This is a genomic window from Streptomyces sp. NBC_01463, assembly GCA_036227345.1.
Classification (GTDB): Bacteria; Actinomycetota; Actinomycetes; order Streptomycetales; family Streptomycetaceae; genus Streptomyces.
On sequence record CP109468.1, the window covers coordinates 129,993 to 150,576 of the forward strand.

Consider the following 20,584-nt stretch of genomic DNA (forward strand, 5'->3'; position numbering starts at 1 on the left):
ACCGCCGTCCGGGGGCTGGACTGCCGGCCGGGGCGGGCCCCGGCCCTCGACCGGGGCCGCGCTCCTCTCCTCAGTCGGCGAGATCGAGCGCGGCACCCACAATGCTGTCGGCGTCGATCCGGTGGTACCGGTAGACCTCCTCCAGGGAACCGGACTGACCGAATTCGGTGACTCCGAGCCTGCGGTTCGCGACACCGTTGACGGTGGCCAGGAACGCGAGCGTGTGGGGGTGCCCGTCCAGCACCGTGACCAGCGGAGTGGCCCGCTCGGCGGGGAAGACCTGGTCCAGGATCCAGTCGGGCGCATCGCCCTGCCCGGCCCGGGCGTCCAGCGCCCTGTACAGCAGACCCGGGCTGGTCACACACACGACATCGGCGAGGATGCCGATCTGCTGGAGGCGGTCCGCCGCGGTCAGCGCCTCGGTGACGACGGCCCCCATGGCTGCGATCGTGACGCGGGCTCCCTCCCGGCGGCGCAAAGGATAGGCGCCGGCAACGACCTGCCGGCGACGGCGCTCGCGGGCTGCCGGGTCGGTGGGGACGCGGGTGAGCGTCTGGTCGACGGGGCGGGTCGACAGCCTCAGGTACGCCGAGCCGCCGTCGGGGCGGCCGAGGCGGGAGAGAGCGGCCAGCAGCACCCACTCGGTGTCGAGGGCGAATGCCGGCTCCCAGGTGGTGCAGCCGGGCTGTTCGATGCCGAGGGAGGGCGTGGTGATGGACTGGTGTGCACCGCCCTCAGGTGCGAGGGTCACACCTGAGGGGGTGCCCACGAGGATCGACTGTCCGCCTGCGTAGATGCCGAAGGACCAGGGCTCCAGGGCGCGTTGGACGAACGGGTCGTACATGACGCCGATGGGCAGCAGAGGCTCGCCCCATCGGCTCCAGGTCGTGCCGAGCTCCCCGAGCAGGCCGACCAGATTCGTCTCGGCGATGCCCAGTTCGATGTGCTGACCCGTCGGACGCTCCCTCCAGTGCAGGATGGTCTCGGCGTCGTCGGCGAACCAGTTCACGCGCTCGGTGGGCGACCAGACACCGACTTTGTTGACCCAGCCGCCCAGATTGGTCGACGAGCTGACGTCCGGGCTGACCGTCACCACCCTGCGCGCGGCCTCGGGGGCGGCACGGGTCAGGTCGAGAAGCACCCGGCCCAGGGCGGCCTGCGTGGTTGCCACGCCGGCCGGCGTCCGGCCGATGTCCGTCGGAACCGCCGGCGCCTCGGCGGCCCGCACACCCTCGCGGTGCAGCCGGGCCGCGGCCTCGGCGCACAGCCGCCCCTCCTCCGAATCCGCGGCGAACTTCTCCCAGGGATCGTCGAGATCGGTACCCACCGCATCCGCCAGCTCACGCATCTGCTGCTCCGTCAGAAGCGTCGAGTGGTTCTGCGGGTGCCCATGGGTGGGCAGGCCGTAACCCTTGACGGTGTAGGCCAGAATCACCGTCGGCCGACGGTCGTCCACCTCGGAGAGTGCGGTGTCGAGAGCCGCGAGATCGTGGCCGGCGAGATTGCGGACCGCCTCGGACAGCATCGCGTCGTCGATGTCCGCGAGCAGTGCGGCGACCTCTTGGGCGCGGGGGCCGATGCCGGGCAGCCGGTCCCGCAACTCGCCCGCCGAGCAGCGCAGCAGACGCTGGTACTCGGCGTTGGACATGCCGTCGATCCGCTCCCGCAGGGCCTCGCCGCCGGGCCGCGCGAACAGTTCCTCCAGGAGCGTGCCGTACTTGAGTACGAGCACCTGCCATCCGGCTGCGGCGAACGTGTCCCGCAGGCGGGTGGCGGCGATGGTCGGCACGACGCGGTCCAGCGACTGGCGGTTGAGGTCGACAATCCACACGAGTTCGCCGAGGTCGGCGACCTGCGGATCCCCGATCGCCTCCCACACCGCCCCCTCGTCCAGTTCCGCGTCCCCCACCAAGGCGTACTGCCGGCCGGCGAACCCGCCACCGGTGTTCTTTCCGGCGTAGCGGCGGGCAAGCGCGCCCCAGATCGTCGCCGTGGCCCCGATGCCGACCGATCCCGTGGAGTAGTCGACCGGGTCGGGATCCTTGGAGCGACTGGGGTAGCTCTGCAGACCGCCGAAGGCGCGCAGGGTGGGGAGGTAGGAGGCGTCGAGCTCGCCCAGCAGGTAGTTGATCGCGTGGAGGACCGGGGAGGCGTGAGGTTTCACCGACACCCGGTCCTGGGGACCCAGGTGACGGAACCACAGTGCGGTCATGATGGACACCATCGAGGCGCACGAGGCCTGGTGCCCGCCGACCTTGAGCCCCGAGGGATTGGGCCGTACGCGGTTGGCGTGGTGCACGATCGCGCTGGACAGCCACAGCGCACGGTCCTCGACGGCTTTGAGCACTTCCAGATCGGCGGCAGTGGCCGGCCGTGGGGTGATGGATACGTTGGGCATCGTGAATCGGTCTCCTTGCGCTGTGACACACCCCTGTGTGCCGATATGCGGCCGGATGGGCAGGGAGCGGAATGCGGCGGTGTGAGATACGGGCGCACCGGCGGCACCCAGGCCAGTCAGGCGGGTTGACGACGGGTGCGCGGGCGGCTGCGGAGGCGCCGGCCGCGGGGACGTTGCTGATGAGGAGACCACCGGGCGAGGAAGGTGCACAAGCACCTGTGGTGAGATTGCGCAGAACGCCCATCCACCCGCCCCCGCGACCCCGGAAGGTGCGCACAGTGCCCAATCGTGAGCGGATCGACTCCACCGACGCGCGGCTGCTTCTCGCTCTCACCGCGCAGCCCCGTGCCACCACTGTCGCGCTCGCCGAGGAGAGCGGGCTGAGTCGCAACACCGTCCAGGCTCGTCTGGCGGGGCTCGACCGCAGCGGTGCCGTGGAGTCGTTCGAGCGGCGCATCGACCCGTCGGCCCTCGGCTATCCGCTGACCGCCTTCGTGACCACCCAGGTCGCCCAGCGGCGGCTGGCCGAGGTCGCGAACGCGCTCGCGGCGATTCCCGAAGTTCTCCAGGTCCACGGGCTGAGCGGTGATACGGACCTCCTGGTGCAGGTGGTCTCGACCGACGCCGAGGATCTGTACCGCGTGGCCGGCCTCATCCTCGACATCCCCGGAGTGGAGCGGACGAGCACGGCTCTCGTCATGCGCCGGATGGTCGACTACCGGATAGCGCCGCTCCTGCGCCGGTCCGCCGCACGTTGATCCAGGCGGGAACCGGTGCCCGAGGGTGGCAGTCGCCTGGCATCGCGGTGCACACCCCGCCCGAAATCCGGCGCAGGTGACGGGCGCGACCGCGGAGCAAGTGTCCCCGTCCCGCACATCCCACCCTTCGTACCGCGCGGACTCGCGTGGCCGGCTGCACCCTCCCGTTCGGCAAGTTCATCCGCCTGAAGCCTTGCTGTTATCACATATAGCGCCCTACTATGTGATCAGCCCCGCAGGCACCGCGGGACGGCCCTCCCTCAAGCCGCCCAAAGGACCGGGCCCTCCGTGGGCGACGGACCGCGCCCTCCGGAACACCTCGCCGACTGGAGCCGACCATGGTGATCCCTCAGCACCCGCAAGCCTTCGGCCGGCATGGTCACCGGGTGGCCGGCCAGACTGCCAACTACCCACCCCCGTAAGCCCACGTACAGGCGCCCGCATCACCCCGGGGCGGCTACGGAAGACATCGGCGCCGCCACACACTTCGCCACACGACCGCCCCCGCCTGCCCTCCTGTACACGGTCCGTGACGGGGTCTCACCTGCTCGGCGCCCGAGGGAAGGGCTTCCTCGCCTGAGGCATTCGTCCCCGCCGGACACGTGCCACGCATCAGACACCCAGGAGCAACTTCGTGCGCATCGCCAACCTCGCCGGCCGCCTGGCACTCGTCGTCGACGGCCTGGCCGTCGACGTCGAACAGGCCAGCGGCGGCCTCTTCACCGCGGACCCGCAAGCCGTCTACGAGCGATGGGAGGAGTTCCGCGACTGGGCGGCGCAGGCCCGACTGCCCGAAGGGGACGTCTTCGACCCCACACAACTGGACGCGCCCGCGCCCGCCCCGCGCCAGCTCATCGCGGCCGGGCTCAACTACCGGGACCACGCGGCCGAAGCCGGATTCGCGTTGCCCGACAGCATGCCGCCGGTCTTCACCAAGTTCGCCTCCAGCCTCAGCGGACCCCTCACCGAGGTCGTTCTCCCGCCCGACGGTCACACCGACTGGGAGATCGAACTCGTCGTCGTCATCGGGACCCGCGCCCACCACGTCACCGCGGACGCCGCCTGGAACCATGTCGCCGGCCTCACCGCCGGCCAGGACATCTCCGAGCGCATCACCCAACTCGACGGACCATCACCCCAGTTCAGCCTCGGCAAGTCCTTTCCTGGCTTCGCTCCGACCGGTCCGTGGCTCGTCACACCGGATGAGTTCGCCGACCCAGACGACCTGGAGCTTCGCTGCACGGTGAACGGCGAAGAGGTCCAGAAGAGCCGCACCAGCGACATGATCTTCCCCGTTCCGGATCTGATCGCCCGCCTCTCCTCGGTCATGCCCCTGCTGCCCGGAGACGTGATCTTCACCGGCACCCCCGCCGGTGTCGGCCTCGCCCGGAACCCCCAGCGCTGGCTCGCGCCCGACGACGAGCTGGTCAGCACGATCGAGGGCATCGGCGAGCTGCGTCAGCGCTTCACCGCACAGCCCTGAACCCACCACCCGACGTCGGCCCGTGTTCCACGGGGCAGCACGCACGTCACGACCGTGACGAAGGCACCGAGAGTGCGGGCGCGCCGGTCGTCCACCGTCCCGCCGGGGCGGCCGCGGACGCACCTCCCATGGACGCACCCGCAGATTCGATCAAGGAGGATCGAATGACCGCCGCACCGAAGTTCGCGCATGTCGTCTTCCAGACCAGCAACCCGACCGCCATGCGGGACTGGTACTGCGCCGTCCTGGACGGACATGTGGTGTTCCAGAACGACACCCTGTGCTTCCTCACCTACGACGAGGAGCACCACCGCGTCGCCCTGCTCACCCCGCCCGTCCCGCTGGAGCGCAAGACGCCCACGACTGCGGGCGCCCATCACGTCGCCTACACCTTCGAGCACCTCGACGACCTTCTCGTGCGCTACGAACTCCTGCGCGACAAGGGCGTCACCCCCGCGGTGTGCATCGCCCACGGAGTCACCACGTCCATGTACTACCAGGACCCGGACGGCGGCTTCGTCGAGATGCAGATCGACAACTTCGCCGATCCCGACGAGGCCACCGGCTACATGAACGGACCGGAGTACGGGTCCGACGCCGTCGGCCCCGCCTTCGACCCCGAGGCCATGCTCACCGCCCGCCGCTCCGGCGCCGCCGTCGAGGACCTGATCCCCCGGTCCTGGGCGCTCAGGAGCAGTCTGCCCGACCCGATGCTGGTCCTCACCGGAGCCGTCTGAGCGCGGAACGGGGACCGGAGCCGGGGTGCCGGAAGCAGTCCCGGCACTCCGGCGGCAGCCCTCGCTCAGCGGTCGCGGCCGGTCACTCGCTTTCGCTCGAGCACCCAACCCCAAACCCCACTACCCCGAGGACAATCGTTGAGCACACCCGCCCACCGGGCCGACTGCTTCATGTGTGGCCTGGAACAGAACGACGACGCTTCCGTTGTCTTCCGAGACCCCTTGTGGTCGGGGGATTCGGTTTCCGGCTACGACGTACCCGGGTGGTTCGTTCTGCGGGTCCGCCGCCACGCCGAGCGCATCACCGGGCTCGACGAAGCGGAACTGGCCGCGTTCGGCCGCCGTGCCCGGGATCTGGTCGCGGCAGTGACGGAGGTGACCGGTGCGCCCGCGACGTACCTGCTGGTCTTCGGTGAGAACCATCCGCACTTCCACGCGCTGATCACGGCGCGGGGCGCGGACGTGCCCGAGGCGCGACGGGGCGGGGACATCCTGAAGCTCCGGACGGAACACGCCGACGCCGAGGCCGCGGCCCGTCTGGTGCCCGAGGTCCGTCGCGCCTATCAGCGCCTCGCCGCGGAAGCCGCCCACCCGGTCCACGCCTGAGAGCGGCGCTCACGCCGTACGGCGGTTCTGGCTGCACCAATGACCTGATCCTCTCCGTCCCCGCCCTGATCGCCTTGTCTTGTAGGGCACTGGTGGAAGCTCACGGGAGGTTCCGTTCTGCACGGGCGAGGTTCCGGATCAACCGAACGAGGTCCGTCCAGAACCATGAGACTGAGCTCATGAGAAGCGTGAGAGTGCAAGACGTCACGTTCGCCAACGGGGAGGTAGAGCTGGCCGGTTCACTGCGCGTGCCGGTTGAGGCCGACCCGCCCGTTGGTGGCGTGGTGCTGGTCGGGGGGTCCGGGCCGACCGACAGGGACAACGGCACATACTTCCAGCCGATCCAGCAGCACCTCGCAGAGGCTGGATTTGCCGTGCTCTCGTATGACAAGCGCGGTGTTGGCCGGTCATCTGGTGACTGGCGCGCAGCGACCATGGATGATCTGGCGGCCGATGCGGTCGCCGCGCTCAGCTTTCTCCGTGCTCAGCCTGAGGTTCGACGTCAAGCCGCGGGGCTTTTTGGGCACAGCGAGGGAGGCTGGGTTGCTCTGCGCGCCTCTTCGGCACGGGGTGACCTGCCGTGGGTGGTCACCAACAGTTGCCCGGGCGTGAGCCCTGCTGAGCAGGAACGCTACGCCCTCGGCAACCACCTCAAGGTTCTACACGGTGATGGGCACCCTGAGGTCCGCCGCACCCTGACCCTGTACGACCAACTGGCGGAAGCAGGCCGACGCAACGCCGACTTCTCCACGGCGCAACAGCTCGTCGACAACGCGGGAGCGCCGCCGGGACTCGCCTACTACTGGGGCGACGTGGACGAACGCCTCTGGTCGTTCCTGAAGCGGAAGCAGGACCACGACCCGACTCCGGACCTGCTCCAGCTGCGCTGCCCGCATCTGGCGCTATTCGGTGGTGCGGACTCAACGGTGCCGGTCGCCGACAGCATCCGTGTCTTCGCCGCAGCCGCCTGCCACTCCGCCCGCCTTCACCGCGCCACCCTGACTGTGGAGGTGCTCCCGGGCGGTGATCATCGTCTGCAGACAGAGGGCTCAGCGGCCCTCGTTCCCGGATACCTCGCCAAGGTAAGCCAATGGCTCACAAGCCATGTCACGCCGTCAACCGGCGGCAGCAGCTGAGGGTGCATGCGATGCCGGTGAACGCAAGGAAGTGGTCTGCCTTGTGTTCGTGGCGACGGGGAAGGCGGCGACAACCGACGAGCCGGGCCGTGGTGCGCTTCACGGTCCAGCGGTGGCGGCCCAGTCGTTGCGACGACTCGACTCCCTTGCGGGCAATGCGGCGCGTGATGCCTCGCTCGCGCAACCATGGCCGCAGGCAGGCGTAGTCGTAGCCCTGGTCGGCATGAAGTTGCCGGGCCAGCACCGCCGTCGGCCGCGGCGGGCACAGATCGGCGGGGCGCCGGGACGTTGCTCGCTGTGACGGCACGCATTCTGAGCGACCGGTTCCGAGCGCGGGCAGCGTCGTTCCTGTTCGTCGATGATGTCGGCCAGCAGGGCGGTGCGGGTAAGTGACAAGCCCGCCACGCCGGTCGTATCCAACTGGCCGACGGCGTCTACGACCGAGTGCCGCGAGCATCGAGCGCGCACCCGCGCGCGACGCAGGTTGGTAGCGTCCCCGTGCCTTGCCTGCCGGCGTGGCACTCGATCCACAGAGAAGGCAACCATGCCCACCAATATCCGCCGGGCCGTCATTCCTGCCGCAGGTATCGGCTCCCGGCTGCTGCCCCTGACCAAGGCCATCCCGAAAGAGATGCTGCCGATCGGCGAGAAGCCCGTCATCGAGCACACCGTCTGTGAACTCGTCGCCTCCGGAATCACCGACATCACCATCGTCGTCTCCCAGGGAAAGAACCTTATCCAGGAGCATTTCCTCCCTCCCCCGCGCTGGCCGAACAGCTCAGGGCCGACGGAAAGGCCCACCTTGCCGACGCGGTGGACGAAGTCGCGGACTGCATTTCCGTATCACCAGCCGAAACACCCAAGGTGCACCGCCGATCGCACCCCTACCCGAACGGCATTGCGCCCAGGGCGTGCAGCGAGAGTGCGAGCCGGGTGCCGGTCAGCGCTACGGGCCGGTGCTCAGCGAGGTCCAAGTCCCGTTCGGCCATCAAGGAGTTCGCGGACGACGTCCATATGGCCGGCGTGTCGCGCGGTCTCTTCAACAACATGCAGGATGATCCCGCGCAGGTCGGCGAGTTCGTCCCCCATGGGCTCGGGGTGCCGCCCCCGCGGGGGTGCCGACAACGGGGTGCGGGCGATGACGACGTCGGAACGGCGGCACTGGTCGTCGTAGAAGGCGAAGACCACCTCCGGCGCACGCGGTGTCGTCCACGGTGCATGGTCATCGGGCCATGGCAACGGCTCGGCCGCTCCGGTGACGACCTCCTGGAACCAGTGCCTCTCCACGTGCCCCAGATGTTCTATGAGTCCGAGGGGCGTCCAGCCGGAGGGCAGGATGGGTGTGGTCAGTGCCTGCGTGTCGAGCCCGTCGACGATGGCCAGGACACTGGATCGCTGCGCCGCGAGGAACGCCGACAGCGTCTTCTTCTCCTTGCTCTCTGTGTTCATGCGCGCATGGTGCCAGGGGCCACTGACAAGCACGGCAGCAAACTGCCCACTGTGTGGCGGCCGCGGGTCACCGCCACTCGTTGATACCGGCGACGAGGACGGTCGCCTCGTAGCGAACCGCGAGCTTGTGGTATCGGGTGGCGACCGCGCACTGTCTCTTGAGGCGGTTGATCCCGCACTCGACCGCGCTGCCAGCGAGCTATTCCACGGCGGCGGCGCCAGTAGATGAGTCCGGTCGGGGGGCTGGCAGCTGCGCGGTCTCAGAACGCTGTGCGGGTGTCGCTGCGGGGGTCGTCGACTGGGAGCCGCTCTCCGTAGAGTCCGTCCCGGGCCGAGCGGCGCCACGGACGGGCGTAGCGAAGGGCCATGGTGATGTCATCGTCCTGCGAGTCGAGGTCGATGTCCGCGATTGCCAGGGCGGGCCGTCCGTCCGCGGGACAGCGTGCCAGCCACCGACCGCCGGGCGCCACGATCCCGGACGGCACGGTGGTGCTGAACTGGGCCGGGACCGAGTAGCCGAGCCAGTAGTTGCAGAGCGTCCCGTACGCCTGGGCGACGCGGGCCCGGGGCGCGTCGTCGACCATCACCGACAGCAGGACACAGTCGACGTCCAAGCGCTCGTACTCGGCGAACACCTCCGGGAAGTTGGCCTCGATGCACAGCGCGAAGCCGACCCGGATGCTGTCCACCTCGACGACGAGCGGCTGTTGTCCCGGGGAGTACAGGTAGGAGATCTCGGTGTGCGACAGGAAACGCTTGTCGTACCGTGCGACCAGCCGGCCACGGTCGGAGACGATGTAGAGGCTGTTGTGCGGCCGGTTCGGCGGTGTGAGCGGGTGGATCGAACCGAACACCGTCCACAGGGCGAGCTCCCGCGACAGCGCGGTGATCGACTCCGCTTCCTCGCGCAGGACGTCCCACGCGGCACGGGTCCAGTCAGCCGGTGCCCACTCGCCGGCCGGGCCCGCCGCCATCACGTGCTTGCTCGGATAGGTGACCGCGCCCTCGGGGAACTGCACCAGCCGCGCACCCGCTCCGGCGGCCTCAACCATCAGAGCCCGGATCTCCTGCCCTGCCGCCCGCAGCGCTTCTCGATCAGTGGGGTCCTCCGGCACCGTGCTCTGTGCAACCGCCAGCCGCAGAGTCCTCGCCACGCCATGGACGGTAGGGCATAACCAGTTCCGACACCAGCGCCCTCGACCCGAGGCCGGAGCTGGCCCAGACACGAGGCGGCCTTGTGGCCGACGAAGCATCAGGTGGCTTCGGTCACTCTTAACAGCAGAGTTTGTCCAGCACGTTGGGCAGCAGAGGGACGTCGACGGGCTCGGGAATGTTCACGAGAGAGAGATGACATCAGTGTGGGACGGCCCGCCGCCCTCGCGGGCGGCGGGCCGTCGATGCGGGCCAGTCTGAGGTCAGCCAGCTTGTGCGGAGCCGAGATGAAGAGTGTCACCGAGGCTGACGACTTGGCGGTTGTGGAAGAAGTCGTCTTCGCGGAGCGTGGTGATGCTCCCGGAGGGGGCCCGGAAACTGGCATAGCCGGCCGACTCGATCGGCATCTTGATCCAGGACGCCACGACGAACGTCAGGGAGCCTCCGTGCGTCACGATGATCTGATGTTCGCAAGGGTTCTGCAGGATCTCGTCGGTTGCTGCGTAGACGCGTTGCGCCCACGCAGCCTTGGTCTCGGAACCCTGCACGCCCTCGTCGTGGTCCATTCGCTCCCCGACAGCCGGCGGGGGGACGAAGCGCCGGTCCAGCCACTCCTGCGGTTTTCCCCCCGCCTCACCATAGGACTTCTCCCGCAGCCTGCGGTCCACAATCGGCTTCACTCCGAACAGTTCGGCCACCTCCTCGGCCGTCCGCAGAGTGCGCTGCAGATCCGAGGAGAACAGCTCCACTTCGGCGCCGTCCGGGACCTGGGCCCGCAACGCCTGCGCGATGGAGACGGCCGCACGGACGCCAGCGGGCGTCAACTTCGAGTCATGCCATCCGCCAACGACTCCCTCGACGTGGTGCGTCGCCTCCGGATGGGTGACGACGTAAAGAGTGCGCATCAGTTGCCCTCCTGTAGATAACGTTATTCATCTCGGCACGGTGATCACGCCGGATCGCCTCTTACAGTTCGACCTTGGACATCTGCGGCATGACCGGGGCCTTTCACCAGGAGCACCCCGATGCTGCCCTGGCAAGTACCTCAGCGCTGCCGAGACTCGTGAATAAAGCCGATCAGGCGGTCGTGACCCACGGGCAACGCGATGGAGCGCAGCGAAAACGACCCCGCGGCCAATACGGCCGCCGCAGCGACGTGCCGGTCCGGGTGGCCCAGATCCCTCACCAAGTCCACATCCCTCAAGCCCTTTCTCAGTGCGCTTCGGTACGGCTACGGCATCATCGCGTATGCGTACGACCACGCCACGCCCCGCGCGGCGTCCCCCGGCAGGTTTCACCACGCTTCAGGACGACGCCGCCACGGCCCCACCCACACCGGTCGCGCTCACCGTCTGGGCTCCTGGCGGATTCCGGCATGCGCAGGCCAACTACAGCGATCTGACCGGCCAACTATCGCGCTCAGCGGCCAGGTATACCGTTCAGAGTTGACGCGGTTCCGAAGCCGCCCTCGCCATCCGATGCCACTGCCGTACGGGCGAGGCCAACCTTCCGTACGCGCTCGGCCGGATCGGTGTACCGAAGACCGAGGGCCGCGGGTGGAAAGCGCTCGGCCCAGCAGCGCCTGCCACAATGTCAGCGGAGTTCCTCCCTACCGGCGAGGCGCCTGCTGCCTCTCCGCCAACCATCAGTGAGGCACCAGACCTCGCGGTGTCTGCGACATATCAGGATCAGATCAGGTCACCGAAGTACACCGGAGTGTTTGCGGCCTGACCCGTGCCAAGGCCGGCAAGCGGGGCCTGTAGCCCCAGTGGAAGCAGGACCAGCTGGCTCAGCGTAGCCAGGGGCTGCCAGACAATGGCCGTTTGCGTGCTATCCGGGGCAGTCGCCGGCAAGGCGGCTCCGGGCTCCAGTTGGGCCTTGAAGTACAGCTGGAGCTGCTGCAATTGCGTGCGGTGGTACGGATTGCCGGGGTGCCGCTCCGGTAGGTACTCACGGACCCAGAGCAGTTCACCGATGGTGACCTGCAATCCGGTCTCCTCCAGCACCTCACGGCCGGCGGCCTCGGCAGCCGTCTCACCAGGGTCGACCCGTCCGCCGGGCAGCACGTGGAACTCCTGGCCCTTGTCGCAGTGCCGGATCAGAAGGACCCGACTCGCCTGATCCAGCACCACAGCGCGAGCACTGACCCGCAAATCAGCGTCGCGTGCGGGGGGTGCGGCGCGGGAATTTGACAGCGGATGATCATTCATCCGCGAAGCCTATGAGGCAGCTGACACCGAGCGCTCAGAGTTCGCGGGCCAGCAGCACGAGATGACCCGGTCCCGTACCGCCTCGTTCCAGGCCGCCGGCCGCCGCCATCCCCCAGATCCGACACGCATCGCTCCGGCTGGCGGGCCGGCGCCACGTGGCACGCATATATCCAGGTCACCATCCACGTCAGGCTCCACCTGCGCTGACTTCGCATCTGAAGTGTCACGCCCGATAGATGGGATTCTCTCTACCTAAAACGTCATAATGAGTCACGAATCGCGGGCAGAAACTGTCCGCCACGGGTCTAGTTCGGATCTCAGGCATCCGGAAGGCGAGAATCTATGTGCACGCGAGCACTCTGGGCGGATGCGGGCGGGGCAGTTCTTGCCGGGCGCAACATGGACTGGATGGAGGACATGCGGACGAACCTCTGGGCGTTCCCCAGCGGCATGGTCCGCGATGACGGGCTCGACGCAGCCCTGACCTGGACATCCGCATACGGAAGCCTGGTCGCCGGCGCACACGACCTGATGACTGTCGACGGAATCAACCAGGCCGGCCTTGCGGCGCATCAGCTCTTTCTCCCGGAGTCCGACTACGGCGAGCGGGACGAGAGCCGCCCGGCGCTGAGCGCGGCGGTCTGGATGCAGTACGTCCTTGACAACTTCGCGACCGTCGCCGAAGCGGTGGAGTGGATCGAGGGCTCACAGCTCCAAGTGGTGGCGCAGAGCGACCCGTCGAGCGGGAAGTCGGTGACCCTACACATGGCACTGGACGACCGGTCGGGTGACTCGGCGATCGTGGAATACCTGGACGGAACGCCGCGGGTCCACCATGACCGGGCCTACACGGTGGTCACCAACTCGCCTCCGTTCGAGGAGCAGCTCGCACACCTCCGGACCATCCAAGGTCTTGGTGGCAACGAGCCGCTGCCTGGCGGGACCGATCCCTCGGACCGTTTCGCACGCGCGGCGTATTACCTGACGAGGCTTCCGCAGCCCCATGGCACGACCGAGGCGGTCGCCTCACTGCTGAGCGTGATGCGTAACGCCGCCCAGCCCTTCCGCGTGGCCGACCCTGACAAGCCCTACGCCTCACAGACCATCTGGCGCACGCTCGCGGACCTGAGCAACGGCATCTACATCTACGAGTCGACATCGCGGCCCAACATTGTCTGGGTCCGTATGTCCGGCCTCGATCTCTCCGAGGGTGCACCTGCGCTGAAACTCGATCTGGCCAACGACAGCGGACTCGAAGGCGGACTCGTCGGAGACGTCACCGACCGCTTCATTCCGACGCCGCCGATGCACTTCCTCCCGGCGCGGTAACCCCCACACAGGTGGCCGCCGGACACGGCACTGCACGGGCGCATGCCGTGTCCAGGTCTCCGAAGTCGTGAGGAAATGCCCGTCGCCCTGCGGCACGCATCGATTGGGAATCCCGAGCCCGAAAGTCCGTGAGGGAGGAACGTACGAGGACGGGCCGGCGCGCCGCACCACCGGTCTTCCCGGGCGTGTGCCAGTACACCGTGACTTATGGACAGGTCCTGCCCGGCGGATCGCGGGGAGATCAACAGAAGAGTCGCAGGTCACGCGCGCTTGCTGAGCCGGTGTCTTGGCCGACTGTGGCAGGCTGCACATATGTCTGTCGTTGTGGTGTCTTCCGAGGTTTCCATCGCGTACGAGAGCTTCGGTGACCCCGTGGACCCACCCATCCTGCTCGTGATGGGTTTCGGAGCGCAGCTGCTCGCCTGGCCCGAGGACTTCTGCCGGGCACTGGCAGATCGTGGCCGGTACGTGATCCGGTACGACAACCGCGACTGCGGGCTGTCCACCAAGTTCGACGATCACCCTGTCGACATGGGCAAGTTCATCGCGACTGTCAGCTCGGGTGACATTCCCGCCGCCCTCGCGATGGTTCCCTACCGCCTACAAGACATGGCCGACGACGGCCTCGGCCTGCTCACCGCGCTCGGTATCGAACGCGCCCACATGGTCGGCACCTCAATGGGCGGGATGGTCGCCCAGACCATGGCCCTCTCCTCCCCGGAGCGGGTGCTGACCTTGACGTCGATGATGTCCTCGACCGGCGAGAGTGAGTACGGCCAGTCCAGCCCGGAGGCTCAAGCGGTGCTGTTCACTCCGAAGCCGGCGGACCGCGCAGGATATGTCGCGGCGGCGGAGAAGGAACTGGTGTGGGCCTCCAGGCGCTACGGCGATGCCACGGCTCTGCGTGAGCTGGCCGCCGCAAGCTACGACCGCTCCTACTACCCCGCGGGGATCGGGCGGCAACTCGGCGCGATGATCCTCAGCGGTTCACGCGAGAACGCCCTCCGCGACCTGCGCGTGCCGACGCTCGTGATCCACGGCCTGGACGACACGCTGATCGACCCCAGCGGTGGAAGGCGCACCGCGGAACTCGTCCCGGGTGCGGAACTGCTGCTGATCCCCGACATGGGCCACGACCGCCCCCGCGAACTCTGGCCGCAGTTGATCGACGCCGTGGTCTCCCACACCGGCTGAGCAGGTCTTCCGTCGCACCTACGGCCCAGCTGAGGCCTCCTCTCCCGCCCTCGCCGCCGTGCATGCGACGAAGGGCCAGATCTCAAAGGCACGGCAGGTTCGTCGAGACCTGACCGCCCTCGCGCACAGGACGTCGACCTTGAGGCGACGTCGTCGCTGAAGCGGGCTCACCGAGAGCGGGTCGTCTTCGACCGCCAGGGGCACGAGCTGGCGCTGGGGGTCTGGTAATCCAACCGGAAGCGGCGCCGCGACAGGCTCAACCAGGAGCAGGTGGAGGCTCTGCGCGAGCTGGGCGTCACGTGGGCGGCAGGCGCCTGACCGGCACGGCAGCGATGCCCGCCCGAGTCTCCGCGGGCAGGCGCCTGACCGGCCCGGCGGCGATGCCTGCCCTGGGATGTGTCCACGGGCCGGCGCCGTGTTCGTTCCTGTGGCCTCAGGAATGCATTGCGGAGGCTCGGGGCCTGAGGCGACAATGCGTGAAGGTGCTGGGTGGTCTTCCCGGCGAAGTGTTGGAGGCGCTGCTTGTGAACACCGCATCGCGGTGCGCCTCGTCATGCGCGCCAGACGCTGACTCCTTCGCTTCGCCCGCCGGCTGACTTGTCCCGTACGCGGTGGGCGCTTCCCCTCATGGGAGACCCCCGTAGTGTCCGAAGACTTCCTGACGGGTGACCGTCGTCCTCTCACAACGGTTCTTGCCGCCAATCTCGTTTCGATCACTGGCAGTTGTCTGACGTATATGGGTGTGCCGTGGTTCGTGCTGCAGAGCACGGGCAGCGCCACCGCGGCCGGGATCGTCGCGTTCTGCACCCTGGTGCCCGTCGTGCTCGCTGCGCTCGTCGGTGGTCCGGTCATCGACCGAATCGGGCGACGTCGGGTGAGTGTCGCCTCGGATCTCGCCTGCGGAGTCGCGGTTGCGGCGATTCCGCTGCTGCAGTTCGCCGGCGTCCTGCGGTTCTGGATGCTGTGTGCGCTGATGGCGTTGACAGGGCTGTTTCGTTCTCCGGGTGAGACGGCCCGCAGCGTGCTGTTGCCCACGCTCGCCGCGCGCGCCGGAATGCCGCTGTCCAGAGCCGCAGGTCTGTACGACGGTGCGGCACGCTGTGCGGCGCTGACCGGATCGGCTCTCGGGGGCGTGCTGATCGCTGCGCTCGGTGCCGAAAGCGTCCTGTTGGTGGATGCGGCGACGTTCGTCGTGGCCGCGCCGCTGTTCGCGTTCGGGGTGCGCGGCCTGCCCGAGGCACAGCCCCAGCGGCAGGTCGAGGCGACATCGCTGCGTGCCTACCGCCATGAACTCGCGGAAGGCTACCGGTTCCTGGCGGCCACCCCGCTGCTGCTGGGCCTGTGCCTGATGACGCTGGTCACCAGGGGCCTCGACCAGGGATGGAGCGCGGTGCTCCTGCCCGTACATGCCCGTGAGGAGCATGGTGGTGCCATCCACCTCGGTCTGCTGAACGCAGCGTTCGGCATCTGTGCACTCACAGGGGCGCTGGTCTACGGGGCGATCGGCAGCCGCTTGCGGCGGTGGCCGGTGTTCACGATCGCGTTTCTCGTCGCGGGCCTGCCTCGTTTCGCAGTGGCCGCCCTCACCGACCGTTTCGCCCCGCTGGCCGTGATCATGGCAGTCGAGGGTCTCGCCTTCGGCGTCCTCAACCCCATCATGGCCACAGTGACCTACGAAGCGGTGCCCGAAGAGCTGCGCAGCCGCGTGCTGAGTACGACAACGGCCGCGACCCAGCTGGTCACTCCCCTGGGCGGACTGGCCGCGGGCTTCCTCGCGGATTCTGCCGGCCTGCAGTCCGCGCTGGTGACGTTCGGCGGCGTGTACCTGCTTGCCACGCTCAGCCCCGTGATCTTCCCTGTCTGGAAACGGATGGACCGTTCCGGCCCCTCCCACGACACCACGGCGACGTCTCTGTCGTCGCGAGGGACGGGGGCGAGACCGGTGTAGGCACGCTCACGACCCTCTTCGGCGTTGCGCACATGTCGTGAACCGGGTCCGGCGTTCACACACTCGTTCCCGAGGAGGGAAGGGCAGGCACCACCACGCAGCAGAGAATGCCGTCGAGGTCGGAGTGCGGCGGCCGGGCCTCACCCTGTGGAGGGGCCGGATGTGGCGCCGCGTGGTGCGTCACCGGTCCCGGTGTCTCAGGTGTTGGCGTAGCCGGGGATGGAGGCCTTGATGCGTTCGATCTCGCGTTCGTCGGAGACGCCCTGGAAGTCGTGGCGGGGGGTGTAGGGGAGTTCCAGGCGGCGGGCCTCGTCGTCGGTGAGGTCGAGGTCGAGGGAGGCGACCGCGTCGTCGATCTGCTGGAGGGTACGGGCACCGACCAGGGGGGCTGCGACGACGGGGTTGCGGCGCAGCCAGGCGAGAGCGACCTGGGCGCGGCTGACGTGGTGGGCTTCGGCGATGGCGCCGGTCTCGTCGATGATCTGGCGGTCGCTGTCCGCGTTGGCCTTGTAGAGCATGTCGGCGAAGCCGCCGTCGGTCGCCGCGCGGGCGCCGGTGTTCGCTTCGTCGAAGGGGCGGGCGAGGCGGCCCCGGGCGAGCGGGCTCCAGACCATGGTGGCGACGCCCTCGTCGGCGCAGAGCGGCAGCATTTCGCGTTCCTCTTCGCGGGCGAGGAGGTTGTAGTGGTTCTGCATGGTCACGAAGCCGGCCCAGCCGTTGCGTTCCTGGATGTGCAGGGCCTTGGCGAACTGCCAGGCGTGCATGGAGGACGCGCCGAGGTAGCGGGCCTTGCCGGCCTTCACCACGTCGTTCAGCGCCTCGAGGGTCTCCTCCAGTGGCGTCTGGTTGTCGAAGCGGTGGATCATGTAGATGTCGATGTAGTCGGTGCCCAGGCGGCGCAGACTGGCGTCGATCTCGGACATGATCGCCTTGCGGGACAGCCCGCCGCTGTTCGGTCGGCCGGGTCGCATGGTGTGGCGGACCTTGGTGGTGATGACGACGTCGTCGCGGTCGGTGTAGTCCTTCAGGGCCCGGCCCAGGATCTCCTCGGACGAGCCGTAGGAGTACATGTTCGCGGTGTCGAAGAAGTTGATGCCCGCGTCCAGGGCGTGCCTGATCAGGGGGCGGCTGGACTCCTCGTCGAGGGACCACACGGGGTGACCGCGGCCGGGCTCGCCGTAGGTCATGGCGCCGACTGCGATCGGGGAGACATCGAGGCCGGTACGGCCCAGTTTGATGTAACGCATGGGAGAGCTCCTACAATGAGAGAGCAGAAACGGAGATGTCTCCGCCTGACTCTTCGACGGTAACGGAGAGCTCTCCGCTTAGCAAGCGAAGGCCGCCCTCCGCAGCCCCTCACCGCCGCATCACCACCAGGAGGACCCATGCCCGAGGCCTCACGGCAGCGCGCCGACGCACTCAAGAACCGGGAGCTGATCCTCCAGGTGGCCCACGACGCACTCACCGAGTCCCCCGATGCCTCGCTCAACTCGATCGCCAAGCGGGCGGGCATCGGCCCCGGCACCCTCTACCGGCACTTCCCGACCCGCGAAGCACTGCTCCTCGAAGTCCACCAGCACGGCATCGACCGACTCACCGACGCCGTGAGCGACGCCCTCGCCGCCCAGCCCCCACTGGAGGCGCTGCGCACTTGGTTCATCACCCTCACCGGCTACGTGCGCATCAAGCACGGCCTCGGCGAAGCGCTGCACTCCGCCGCCGCCAAGGACGTGATCAGCGCCTCCTGGCCCCCCGTCACGGCCGCGGTCCAGCGCCTCCTCGACGCCTGCGTCGAGGCGGGCGAGGTGCGCCCCGGCATCGACCCCGTCGACGTGATCATGCTGTTGAGCTGTTTGTGGCGTACGCCGGACGGCCCGGAGGGTGCCGCCCAGGTCGACCGCCTCCTGGATCTCGCGATCGAAGGGTTCCGCCCATAGGTGAGCGGCACGGCACTGCACCTGACAGCGAGCAGCCGACCCGTTCAAACGAACCTCGGCCCGCACCGTCACCGCCCTCGCCCCGTTCCACTCCAACCCCCGGCAAGGCACCGTGGCCGGGCGCAGTCCGAGCCGGAAGGAAGCAGTTACGTGGGGACCGTACGGATCACGGACGCGAACCGGTTATCGACAGTGAAACCGGACCTGGCCGCGACACTGAACGTCGAGAGGTCAGGGGTCACCCCCGACTCACTGACGGTCGCCTCCAACCGAAAGGTCTACTGGAACTGCCCGGACTTTCCCGCGCACGATCCGTGGGAAGCCGTGGTGAACAACCGCAGCGGAGGGTTCCGCAAGCGCTACGGCACCGGATGCCCCACCTGCCGCCTGCGCCAGACATCAGCGCAGGAGCTGCGGCTCAAGGCCGAACTCAGCACAGTCCTCGCCATCGACGCCTACCGTGATGCCGTTCACTCCGGACGGGTCGAGCGGGTCGACATGGTGATCGACGCCGACGGTCTGCGCATGGTCCTCGAGTTCGACGGCTCCTACTTCCACGGGAACGAGCAGTCGGCCAGGAGGGACAGTGAGAAGTCCCGACGGCTGCGCGAGTCCGGTTGGATCGTGGTGCGTATCAGGGAGGCCCCGCTCGACCTCCTCGACCCGGCCTACGACGTAAGGGTCGGTTTCCTCGCAGAGCCGGAGACCGCTGCGGCCGACGTCCTCGACCACCTGGTGGTGCTTGGTCTGCTGAACCCGGCAGCGGCCGAGCAGTACCGGGCCCTGGACGCTCCCCAGGCACAGGAAACAGCGAGCAGGTGGATCCGCGAGCGCATCGGCGAGCAAGCGGCACGGCGGCTGGAGTACTCGGCGCAGAACGACGCGTGGGGCTTCATGTTCGAGGAGCTGGTGGCGTACGAGGCCGACACCAGCGACTGCTACCCCACGGACCAGCTCTGCGTCGACGGACGCAATCTGGGACTCTGGTGCCGCAAGCAGCGGCGACTTCAGCGCACCGGTCGCCTGCGAGCCGACCGGGCCGGGCGCCTGGCGACGATCGCCACCTGGTCCTCCCGGACTGCGCACGAGGCAGGTTTCTGGGCCGGCCACGACCGGTACCTGCGGCGGGCCGAACCTGGAGATCCGCGCGAGCGGGAGGAACTGCCGTCCAGCCGCGATGCGACCGTGTGGGCGAACAACCTCCGAAAGCGGCGGGCCGAGCTCATCGCCTGCGGCGGCGATCTGCCGGGCGATCAGCTCGAGGCCATGGAGAAGGTACCCGGCTGGTCCTGGGACCCCTATCAGGACGCCCACGACACGAAGGTCGAGGTGATGCAGCAGTTCTGTGCCGCCACCGGCCGTGCCGTCTCGTCGGTCAAACAGCGCGAGCAGTGGAACAGCCACCCCGTGGGAGTGTGGCTCAACTCCTGGCGCACCCGCCGCGATGTCCTGTCTGCCTCACAGGAGGCCGAGCTCGAGGCGCTCCCGGGATGGACCTGGGATCAGCAGGGAGACCAGTGGACCGCAATGCTTCAGCACCTTCAGGACTTCGGGGCGGCACGGGGCCACATACAGCCGAGCCTGACCCTCGGCGACGAACACGAGAAGGCGCTCGCCAGGTGGAAGCGCAACCACAAGAACCGTCTCCGGGGCCGCGGAGACGACAAGGCTCTCCGCCTGCGGGCGCTGCTGGCCCAGTACGGGGAGACACTGCCCTGACCACGGTGGGCCCCGGCCGGCCCGCGCCTCACCGCGGTCCCGTGCGCGGGCCCGGGTCGCGTGTCCATGCATGAGGCCCCTGCCGGGCGCAGGCAGTGGGAGGGCCGAGCCTCTGGAAATCCTCAAGTTGCTTGCCATACGGAGATCATGACCGTCACGCTGATCCACATGGCAGCCATCACGGGACTCAGTAAAAAGCACAACTTCGTGCTGGTCATCCGGGACGCGGACGAGATCGCGGCAACCCTGCGTCAGGCATTGGCCGAGGCATCGCCCGAGGAGCGTCCAGGCCTGGAACGCGCCGCCGCGCTCGTGGAGTCGACCGCCGCAGACACCGAGGGCCTACTGCGCGCCCGCTGGGTCCGCTCCCGGCTGGCAGCCGCCGGGTTCACCGGAGACATCGCCTCAGTCGCTGCGGTGAAGGCGCTGCGTCAGGCGGAACCGAAACTGAGCCTGCTGGCGGCGGCACAACTGCAGAAGGACGCACTGGCCCATCCGGAGTGACCCGGCAGCGCATGGCGGATACGC

The 20,584-nt window shown here is 68.4% G+C and carries 17 protein-coding genes and 2 pseudogenes; 12 read left to right on the plus strand and 7 right to left on the minus strand.

What is annotated here, in order from left to right; translation table 11 throughout:
* Positions 1–70 precede the first annotated feature (70 nt).
* Positions 71–2,398, minus strand: a complete 2,328-nt coding sequence (locus OG521_00565; GenBank protein WUW19355.1) for a pyruvate dehydrogenase — start codon at positions 2,396–2,398, stop codon at positions 71–73.
* 278 nt (positions 2,399–2,676) lie between these two features.
* On the opposite strand from OG521_00565, the gene OG521_00570 reads away from it, so the two are divergent.
* The 5 genes from OG521_00570 (at position 2,677) to OG521_00590 (ending at position 7,118) form a co-directional block, all read left to right on the plus strand.
* On the plus strand, positions 2,677–3,156 hold the full coding sequence (locus OG521_00570; GenBank protein WUW19356.1) for an Lrp/AsnC family transcriptional regulator: 480 nt from the start codon (positions 2,677–2,679) through the stop codon (positions 3,154–3,156).
* Positions 3,157–3,790: 634 nt separating this feature from the next.
* Entirely contained in the window at positions 3,791–4,639 is an 849-nt protein-coding gene (locus tag OG521_00575) for a fumarylacetoacetate hydrolase family protein (GenBank protein WUW19357.1), read from the plus strand.
* A 164-nt stretch (positions 4,640–4,803) separates the two neighbouring features.
* A complete protein-coding gene (locus OG521_00580; protein ID WUW19358.1) occupies positions 4,804–5,376 on the plus strand; it encodes a VOC family protein in 573 nt (190 codons plus the stop codon).
* 138 nt (positions 5,377–5,514) lie between these two features.
* Positions 5,515–5,982, plus strand: a complete 468-nt coding sequence (locus OG521_00585; protein WUW19359.1) for a hypothetical protein — start codon at positions 5,515–5,517, stop codon at positions 5,980–5,982.
* A 194-nt stretch (positions 5,983–6,176) separates the two neighbouring features.
* Positions 6,177–7,118, plus strand: coding sequence for an alpha/beta hydrolase (locus tag OG521_00590; GenBank protein WUW19360.1), 942 nt, complete (start codon positions 6,177–6,179; stop codon positions 7,116–7,118).
* Positions 7,119–7,260: 142 nt separating this feature from the next.
* On the opposite strand, the pseudogene OG521_00595 reads toward OG521_00590, so the two are convergent.
* Positions 7,261–7,353: pseudogene (locus OG521_00595) on the minus strand (IS5/IS1182 family transposase).
* 309 nt (positions 7,354–7,662) lie between these two features.
* On the opposite strand from OG521_00595, the pseudogene OG521_00600 reads away from it, so the two are divergent.
* A pseudogene (locus OG521_00600) lies at positions 7,663–7,949 on the plus strand (sugar phosphate nucleotidyltransferase).
* A gap of 129 nt (positions 7,950–8,078) precedes the next feature.
* Here the strand turns inward: OG521_00600 and OG521_00605 are convergent.
* From OG521_00605 to OG521_00620, 4 genes are all read right to left on the minus strand, one after another.
* Positions 8,079–8,567 carry a DinB family protein gene (locus tag OG521_00605; GenBank protein WUW19361.1) on the minus strand — a complete coding sequence of 163 codons (489 nt, stop codon included), beginning with the start codon at positions 8,565–8,567 and terminating at the stop codon, positions 8,079–8,081.
* 260 nt (positions 8,568–8,827) lie between these two features.
* Positions 8,828–9,721: a carbon-nitrogen hydrolase family protein gene (locus OG521_00610; protein ID WUW19362.1), complete on the minus strand. Its 894-nt coding sequence runs from the start codon at positions 9,719–9,721 to the stop codon at positions 8,828–8,830.
* 261 nt (positions 9,722–9,982) lie between these two features.
* Positions 9,983–10,624, minus strand: coding sequence for a histidine phosphatase family protein (locus OG521_00615; GenBank protein WUW19363.1), 642 nt, complete (start codon positions 10,622–10,624; stop codon positions 9,983–9,985).
* A 783-nt stretch (positions 10,625–11,407) separates the two neighbouring features.
* Positions 11,408–11,929: an NUDIX domain-containing protein gene (locus tag OG521_00620; GenBank protein ID WUW19364.1), complete on the minus strand. Its 522-nt coding sequence runs from the start codon at positions 11,927–11,929 to the stop codon at positions 11,408–11,410.
* 342 nt (positions 11,930–12,271) lie between these two features.
* On the opposite strand from OG521_00620, the gene OG521_00625 reads away from it, so the two are divergent.
* The 3 genes from OG521_00625 (at position 12,272) to OG521_00635 (ending at position 16,400) form a co-directional block, all read left to right on the plus strand.
* The gene (locus OG521_00625; GenBank protein ID WUW19365.1) at positions 12,272–13,258 is read left to right on the plus strand and encodes a linear amide C-N hydrolase; all 987 of its coding nucleotides are present in this window, start codon (positions 12,272–12,274) and stop codon (positions 13,256–13,258) included.
* 312 nt (positions 13,259–13,570) lie between these two features.
* A complete protein-coding gene (locus tag OG521_00630; GenBank protein WUW19366.1) occupies positions 13,571–14,452 on the plus strand; it encodes an alpha/beta fold hydrolase in 882 nt (293 codons plus the stop codon).
* A 643-nt stretch (positions 14,453–15,095) separates the two neighbouring features.
* Positions 15,096–16,400: an MFS transporter gene (locus tag OG521_00635; protein ID WUW19367.1), complete on the plus strand. Its 1,305-nt coding sequence runs from the start codon at positions 15,096–15,098 to the stop codon at positions 16,398–16,400.
* 197 nt (positions 16,401–16,597) lie between these two features.
* Here the strand turns inward: OG521_00635 and OG521_00640 are convergent, their stop codons facing one another.
* On the minus strand, positions 16,598–17,647 hold the full coding sequence (locus OG521_00640; protein ID WUW19368.1) for an aldo/keto reductase: 1,050 nt from the start codon (positions 17,645–17,647) through the stop codon (positions 16,598–16,600).
* Positions 17,648–17,785: 138 nt separating this feature from the next.
* On the opposite strand from OG521_00640, the gene OG521_00645 reads away from it, so the two are divergent.
* From OG521_00645 to OG521_00655, 3 genes are all read left to right on the plus strand, one after another.
* Entirely contained in the window at positions 17,786–18,337 is a 552-nt protein-coding gene (locus tag OG521_00645; protein ID WUW19369.1) for a TetR/AcrR family transcriptional regulator, read from the plus strand.
* A 150-nt stretch (positions 18,338–18,487) separates the two neighbouring features.
* The gene (locus OG521_00650) at positions 18,488–20,056 is read left to right on the plus strand and encodes a Helicase associated domain protein (GenBank protein ID WUW19370.1); all 1,569 of its coding nucleotides are present in this window, start codon (positions 18,488–18,490) and stop codon (positions 20,054–20,056) included.
* Between the two features lie 147 nt (positions 20,057–20,203).
* Positions 20,204–20,560 carry a hypothetical protein gene (locus tag OG521_00655; GenBank protein WUW19371.1) on the plus strand — a complete coding sequence of 119 codons (357 nt, stop codon included), beginning with the start codon at positions 20,204–20,206 and terminating at the stop codon, positions 20,558–20,560.
* Positions 20,561–20,584 lie beyond the last annotated feature (24 nt).